The organism is Oleiphilus sp. HI0043 (assembly GCF_001634935.1).
In genome coordinates this window covers 1-7,294 of the sequence record NZ_LWEY01000280.1, presented here as the reverse complement: position 1 = coordinate 7,294, position 7,294 = coordinate 1, and the positions used below count along the sequence as shown (strand labels likewise).

Annotated in this window: 10 protein-coding genes; 3 read left to right on the top strand and 7 right to left on the bottom strand. The window is 43.4% G+C overall.

Annotated features, from left to right (window positions below; all coding sequences use genetic code 11):
- From A3729_RS04115 to A3729_RS04095, 5 genes are all read right to left on the bottom strand, one after another.
- Positions 1 to 182: transposase (locus A3729_RS04115; RefSeq protein WP_082865215.1), on the bottom strand; the 182-nt coding region annotated here is incomplete at its 3' end.
- A 159-nt stretch (positions 183 to 341) separates the two neighbouring features.
- Entirely contained in the window at positions 342 to 959 is a 618-nt protein-coding gene (locus A3729_RS04110) for a heme-binding protein (protein ID WP_197470023.1), read from the bottom strand.
- Between the two features lie 14 nt (positions 960 to 973).
- Positions 974 to 1,153, bottom strand: a complete 180-nt coding sequence (locus A3729_RS04105; RefSeq protein ID WP_068510205.1) for a DUF6435 family protein — start codon at positions 1,151 to 1,153, stop codon at positions 974 to 976.
- 35 nt (positions 1,154 to 1,188) lie between these two features.
- Entirely contained in the window at positions 1,189 to 1,518 is a 330-nt protein-coding gene (locus tag A3729_RS04100) for a thiol-disulfide oxidoreductase DCC family protein (protein WP_255375179.1), read from the bottom strand.
- 168 nt (positions 1,519 to 1,686) lie between these two features.
- Entirely contained in the window at positions 1,687 to 2,754 is a 1,068-nt protein-coding gene (locus tag A3729_RS04095; RefSeq protein ID WP_082865217.1) for an endonuclease/exonuclease/phosphatase family protein, read from the bottom strand.
- A 210-nt stretch (positions 2,755 to 2,964) separates the two neighbouring features.
- On the opposite strand from A3729_RS04095, the gene A3729_RS04090 reads away from it, so the two are divergent.
- Positions 2,965 to 3,513 (top strand): glutathione peroxidase, encoded by a 549-nt coding sequence (locus A3729_RS04090; RefSeq protein ID WP_068510198.1) that lies wholly within the window; start codon positions 2,965 to 2,967, stop codon positions 3,511 to 3,513.
- Between the two features lie 321 nt (positions 3,514 to 3,834).
- Here the strand turns inward: A3729_RS04090 and A3729_RS04085 are convergent, their stop codons facing one another.
- Positions 3,835 to 4,437: a pyridoxamine 5'-phosphate oxidase family protein gene (locus A3729_RS04085; RefSeq protein ID WP_068510197.1), complete on the bottom strand. Its 603-nt coding sequence runs from the start codon at positions 4,435 to 4,437 to the stop codon at positions 3,835 to 3,837.
- Between the two features lie 15 nt (positions 4,438 to 4,452).
- Positions 4,453 to 4,995 carry a DUF3750 domain-containing protein gene (locus A3729_RS04080; RefSeq protein ID WP_068510196.1) on the bottom strand — a complete coding sequence of 181 codons (543 nt, stop codon included), beginning with the start codon at positions 4,993 to 4,995 and terminating at the stop codon, positions 4,453 to 4,455.
- Between the two features lie 272 nt (positions 4,996 to 5,267).
- Here A3729_RS04080 and A3729_RS04075 point away from each other — a divergent pair, with 272 nt between their 5' ends.
- On the top strand, positions 5,268 to 6,800 hold the full coding sequence (locus A3729_RS04075; protein WP_082865253.1) for a cryptochrome/deoxyribodipyrimidine photo-lyase family protein: 1,533 nt from the start codon (positions 5,268 to 5,270) through the stop codon (positions 6,798 to 6,800).
- 309 nt (positions 6,801 to 7,109) lie between these two features.
- A partial coding sequence (locus A3729_RS04070; RefSeq protein WP_082881999.1) for a transposase occupies positions 7,110 to 7,294 on the top strand: 185 nt, incomplete at its 3' end.

Here is a 7,294-nt window from a genome sequence, read left to right as displayed (position 1 = left end):
TCTGTATTTAAGCCAGTACCAGATTGTTCCGCATCAAACTTGGCTTTCCAGTTGTAGAGCAACTTATCTGTAATACCCAATGAAGCAGCCGCTTTAGGAACGCTATAGCCTTGCTCGGTGACCAGGGCAACCGCTTCTTGTTTAAACTCTGTTGTATAACTTCTGTTCTTTCGTTTTGTCATTTAACACCTCAATAATTGGATTATATTCCTTATTGAAGTGTCCTGTTTGATTAAAGCAGATCACTATCAAAGATAGATTAGGATCTACACACTGTCCAGAAGAGACCAGTTAGATAGCACCCTTCTCACACTCATGGCATACGAACACAAAGATGGGGTCTACTCTATCGGGATTAGAACTTCATTTCGTCTAAAAAAAGGAATTGACGAAGGTGGATCATAACCGGCAATAATAGGCTGCCCAATGGCTTTGATATCCTGCTCATTCAACCAAGCCAATAGTTCGCTTTTCTTGCTTTCTATTGTGTCCTCGTCCAGCCAACCACTGAAGCGAATCGCTGCAACGGTGTAATCATTGACTCGCTCCAAAGAAACGTTTGGGTCTCTCGGCGCCGGTGCTGTCTCAATCCTGAAATCTTCGGGAAGAACAAAAGACATTTTAGTTGCTTTGTCTTGATCCATGAACACAGGCGCGGTCATGCTGATATCTTGCCCCTTACTATTTTCGCCGGAGATATAAGCAAAAAGTCGTTTGAAAGCACTATCGTTTGACGATCTCCCCTTTTCACTATTCATCGTTGTGGAAACCAATAACATCTGGTCGTAATGTCGGATCTCAAAATTTCCATCTGACTGAATAAGCGAATAGGGAGCATGCTCAATCGTGTATTTAACCAAGCTACACCCTGTGAGTAAGGAACTCACAAATACAGAACAAGCTAGCAAGATAAACTTCATCGATCCGAGCCTTTCGGTATAGAAAAATTGATTAGACATCGTGATGACCTGCCCTAAGCACTTTCTTTAGCCATAACACTTTGTATTTTCTGATAAATATCATCGGCTTCTTTGCTGAGCATAGAATAGGCTCTTATGTCGCCATTGCGCTGTGCATGCATCGCCTCGGTGAGCTTCGCTTCATAAGCTTTCACGAGTTTTTTAGAAGGATTTTTGCTAAACCATTTAAACATTCTTTTTTACCTACTCTACATTCAGGACTCTGGTTCTAGGGTTGCTTTTTACTTCTATACTGGCGATACGCTAGCCATATTTCATATCCCCAGCGGCTAAACAAACGAATGAAAGGCCAGTTAAGTACCCGCCAAAAACGAGCGTAGGGCGTGTGATGCCAAGCCCTAACATTTGCATCAACGCCTACTAACCACTCTCCGTCAGAAGTTTGCAAGTGCAGCCTCTTCAGCAAAACATCTTTGCTCGGCGATTCAGTTGTTGAATCCAAATCATGTACGTTCTTAATCGTGAGATTGTCGCCTGCATGTTTCTTCAATCGACACACCTCAGCTGTACATAGAGGGCATTCGCCATCGTAGTACAATGTGTCGCGACGGATTGTTACTGCTGACTGTTCCAACTTACTCTTCTCGAATTCGTTACCAGTTATCAGTAAGGTCTACGAATACAAACTCGATATGGATCACTGTCAGCAGTAATGTGAGGATTGATTTGGAATTGCTTTTTAGGCGACAGCAGAGTCTAGGAGTCTTTAAAAGGCCGTTTCGATGGTGACTGACACGGGGGCATGGTCTGATGCTTCAGCGTCTACCTCATAGTTAGGGTTTTGCAGATGATCATCGTGCACGTCATAACTAACGACTTCCGCAATACTGCGTGGATTGTTAGCATCAAATTCCTTTGATAACAGCACATAATCTAAAACACTGCCCTTATTTGCAAAATAGTGTGTAGGGCTACGACGAGTTTCGATAGTTTTATCACTAATTTCAAAGGCATCGTAAAGTGTATGTTTTTCAACATTCAGCCTCTCCGCAGCAGAAAGGGATGAAACATATTTCGATCCAATTCTATCAATATGCCCGCCAGCCACCAGCAACTGCAAAGGCGTTGAGTCGATCGTATCATTTAGATCACCAAGCATAATGGTTGGCATATCTTCCTTCGCACTAGATTTCCAAAAGTCATTGTAGAGAAGAGCTGCTTCAGTTCCTCTCTGCATACTTGAAGCCCACCGACCATGCAGGTCGTCGTAAAGGAAATTACGAACTTGTTCATTGTCGGCTGTATCCACATAAAAGTGACGATCAAACTTCGACCTTTTAGACTTCAAGTGCGCCACATACACGGCAACCTTGGAGTAATCATCGATTTCAATAACGGCCCTGATCGGCTGACGACTAAAAACAAATTCTGAGTTGAGCCCCAAACTCTGAATCAAATATTGATCAACCGAAACTGCTTCACTAGATAGGATGGGGAATTTTGAAGCAATCGCGACAACGGGCATATCAAACAGATAGTCAGACTTCTTGTTGGGCTGTTCGACTGTTGCAAAATAGTCAAAGCCCGCTGACTTTGACAAGCTATTCAGAGCCGATACGGAAAACACCTCCTGAAAACCAACAATATCTGCGCCAATTACTTTCAGAAGCCTAAGTATCCATGCTTCCTTCTTACGCCATTGTTGGTCAGTATAAATATTCTCCAACTCGTAAAATGCATTGGGAGGTTCAATATAGTTAAAAAGGTTAAACGTACAAACCTTAAACTGACGTGTTTGTTTTACCATAATTCTGAGCAAAGTGCTTCGCTGCACTCGCTCTTACCTCCAATAGCCAGGGCCATGATTTAAAACAATAAGAACTTAGAATAAATTTTAGGGTTGGTCCTAATTCGATACAAGGTCAACACGCCAAGGTATAAACCCAAGTGAACCAGAAACTAAGAATTCGCGTATCTAAATATATATACTTAATAACTTCGATTTCAGCGCATCCTTAATTCGATTGAAGGGAGAAATATTTATATGAAGCATCTAGCAAAAATTACGATCATTGGTTTGCTATGCTTGGCGAATACATCATTAAGTTACGCAAGCTGTGACCCCTTGCTAAACTATGAATCCAAGCGTCTTCACTCTTCAAAATCTATTGACTTCTGTCAGGCTTTTGAAGGGAAAACCTTGCTTATCGTTAATACAGCAAGCCGATGCGGATTTACCCCTCAGCTATCTCAACTTGAAGCGCTTTATCAAAAATATAAAGATGAGGGTTTGGAAATTGTCGGTTTCCCTTCTAACTCCTTCAGGCAAGAATTAGCAACTGAAGCAGAAACAGCTAGCGTCTGCTTCAAAAACTTCGGCGTTAGTTTCACCATGCTAGCGCCGAGCTATGTAACAGGACCTCAACAAAACGACTTCTACAAAATGCTAAAACAACGGACTGAAAAATCACCAAATTGGAACTTCAACAAGTTCCTCATCTCTTCCGATTTATCAAGTATTTCCTTGTTCAGATCTCAGGTAACCCCCTTAGACAGTGTATTAGAGGAGGCTATCAAAAGATCTCTTAATTAATTTAGTAGCATCAGGGTTATTGTAATCGTTTGAGATATCCGCAGCACAGATATACATATACTTATAAACAAGAGCTAAGAGTAATTTGTCGACAAACCTGCGGCCCTCTTTTATTTTACTTAGTCAATCCACACCCACTACTGAATCTTGCCACCATGGTACCCACAGATTAGGGTATCAGATACGCGAACATTCGCATCAACACCCCTTAACCATTTTCCCTACACCAATCCTATCGGTTAGGGACTCAAACCTGCCACGTGCAGAAAACATGATTGGCGCCAAGAGTAGCAGAGAGTGCAGCCCAATAGTTCGCGCTATTCAAGGAACAAGCGCAGCTCGTTCCCAACTGTGGCCTATATGTCGATATAAAGTGCGCTCATGCAAGCCAGTTTCATGGCCTCGCCAGTACTCTAGATAATTCACAGACACCACCAGCCCAAGCGCATTATCTGTGAAAGGAACTGTATCAGGATTAGGGTACTTTTCTTTCAGCGCGTTAATACCCCGTTCTACCTCAAATGAGCCTTCCAGGGCAGCGCTCTGGTGCGCGACAGTATGATAAAAATGATCCAGCAACTTTGAAATATAAGGTTTATGCTGCCAGTGAGTTTCAAGAACCTCAGGACACATTAATGACAATTCACCCCGAACTCTAAATTGCTGTAGTAGCGAAGGATAGAAAAATAGCAGTTCTACCTTCGCCTCGTTTAAATGTAGTAGGTTCTTTTGGGCAAGTTTGTTCACAAACAGTACACAACTATCTGCATTGATTTCGCGTACGACCAAGGTGCGCATTCTTGGTTGAGACGCATCATTTTGCTCGAGTGTCGCGAGTGTGCAATATTTAGCACTGGGGTCCTGGTTTTGCTTGGCCTCTTGCCTAGCGTTCATCAACAAAGTCATAGGTTGATATTCAGTCATAAACTCTTCGCCCTGTTAATCTACGTAACCACTGCCAATAGCACTAAAGGGAAGCTCCAAGCCCAGTTCGGGCACCTGCGCTGCTATCCAAGCTGGAAAGGTGTTGCTGTTCGGGCCAGGAAAAACTTTATACTCGTTAGCCCAGGGGTAACGTTCAGCTAAAGCAACTATTTCTTCGATCAACTCTTCTGCTTCGTCACCTCGCTTATCCAAAAGAATTTGGGGCTGACTACCAAACCAATACCTATCAGGAATATCATTCTCGACTCTCAACACAGACAGTCCTCGTTTGGCACGCCAACCTATCACTTCAAGAACGGTATATTCAGAAGCATCTCTTGCTTTCACCGCAATCCAAGTATGTATCGCAAACCAACCTCGCCACCCCCATGCATCGGCACCATATACCTGAATAACCGCTTCGGGAGTTTCGGTAGACAAAGGGGCGAGCCCGGAAGAGTCTCTAGACGCTTCTCGCCAGCTTCCCGTGCTGCACCCCACCGCTAACACACTGAAAAGTATCATACTAAATTGAATCAATGCCTTAATGGTAAACATCGTCTATTTCCCCGTTATCTTCTCCGTAAAAACAAGACCTTAGTCTTACAAGCACTGGGCTTACAAACAACACGCCTTTTCCTCCGACAGAAAGACATTCAGCCCCTTCTCCTCAGCACGCGTCTACTTTTTTAGACTCATTACCGTTAGAGGCTTTTCATCATTTAGTAAATGTACGTTTACCCCGTGGAATAGATCACTCTGTAGGTGATCTTTTTCCCCCTTCCAAACGTAAACGTAACAAACATCATAGTTAGGATTGAATAGAATTCATGTCAGCTCAAGGTTTACATCAACAAATCAGCGACTTACGAACCAAACAACCAACTCAAAACCAGGGCATTAACGTTGTATGGTTTAAGCGTGATCTCAGGTTACGTGATCATACTCCCCTGAAGGAAGCTTGTGCAGGCAAAAATCCCACCTTACTGATCTATATCTTCGAAGATCTGCTAATACAAGACCCTCACTACGACGTGCGCCATTGGCGTTTTATTTGCCAGTCTTTAGCCGATTTGAATCGTCAACTCAAGGCCTTTAACACGCAGATCCATTGCTTTCGGGGCAAGGTTCTTAAGGCGTTAGAGGAAATCCATAGCCATTTCACAATCAATCGATTATTCAGCTATGAAGAGACCGGTATACGTGCTACCTATGAGCGCGATAAGGAAATAGCTGATTGGCTAGCCAAACACCAAATAGACTGGCAAGAAAGCCCAACGGGCGGAGTCATTCGAGGGCTGACCCACCGAAGCAATTGGGACAAGCACTGGCACAGTATCATGCGCATGGGTTTAGACAATCCCGACCTTCGAGGCGCTAACCTTATTTCTCTAGCACATCATCATCCGAATGATGCAATGGAGCCTTCTTGGCTTGAAACGCATCCTAGGATGCAACATGGGGGTGAAAAATGGGCTGAGAGAACACTCGCTTCTTTTTTTAGATCAAGAGGTCAAGACTATGCCTATAAAATATCAAAACCACTTGAAAGCCGAAAGAGCTGTTCCCGCATGTCTCCTTACCTGGCTTGGGGAAATATTAGCCTGCGGCAGTTTTATCAGCGAACCTTACTTCATCGTCGCGAACAGGGGTGGCGTAAAACGGCGAATACCTTGTGTTCACGTTTGCATTGGCACTGCCATTTTATCCAAAAGTTTGAAAGTGAACATGAAATGGAAGAAAGACCTGTCAATCGCGCTTACGCGTTATTCAGCTATCGAGAAGACAATGATTCCCTTTGCCATCGCCAAGCTTGGCAAGATGGAAAAACGGGCTACCCCATTGTTGATGCATGCATGCGATGTTTAATCGAAACGGGTTATTTGAACTTTCGAATGCGATCCATGCTCGTCAGCTTTTTTTGTCATCATTTGCTGCAGGATTGGCGGCAAGGTGTACATTATCTAGCCAAGCTTTTTTTGGACTTCGAGCCCGGTATTCACTATGCGCAGTTTCAGATGCAGGCTGGCGTCACAGGCACAAATACCATTCGAATTTACAATCCAGTGAAACAAAGTCTAGAGCATGACCCTAATGGTGAGTTTATCAGAATGTGGCTACCGGAATTGGCTAAACTCCCAAACGAGCTGATTCACACGCCGTGGATGATGACTCCTATGGAAGAAACATTGTATGACCTATCTCTGGGAACCACGTATCCAAAACCAATTGTCGATATTAAAGAAACGGGAAAAATTGCTCGCCGCGAATTATGGGCTTTTCGTAAACGAACCTTCGTCAGACAAGAAAACAGCAGGATTCTTCACCGTCACGTACGTCCTAATAAACGGAAAAGAGACTAAACTGAACCGCTGTGTGCCACCTTAAGAAAAAACACTTTGGTGCTTTGAAGCAGGCTATTGCGAAGGCCTTACTCACCAAACTCTATTTTAACCCGCTATGGTTATTCAAGCACTTCCTCTTGATAATTTTTTTGAGTGGCCGTTATTCGACTTTCAGTTATTGTCGATTGCAACACTGCGCTTTATTGTCGATTTGCCTGTAGCAGTATTCGCCATTGTGACGATCCAAAACACGCCCCCTCGCAATGATCTGCTTTAATCAAACAGGACACTTCAATAAGGAATATAATCCAATTATTGAGGTGTTAAATGACAAAACGAAAGAACAGAAGTTATACAACAGAGTTTAAACAAGAAGCGGTTGCCCTGGTCACCGAGCAAGGCTATAGCGTTCCTAAAGCGGCTGCTTCATTGGGTATTACAGATAAGTTGCTCTACAACTGGAAAGCCAAGTTTGATGCGGAACAATCTGGTACTGGCTTAAATACAGATGA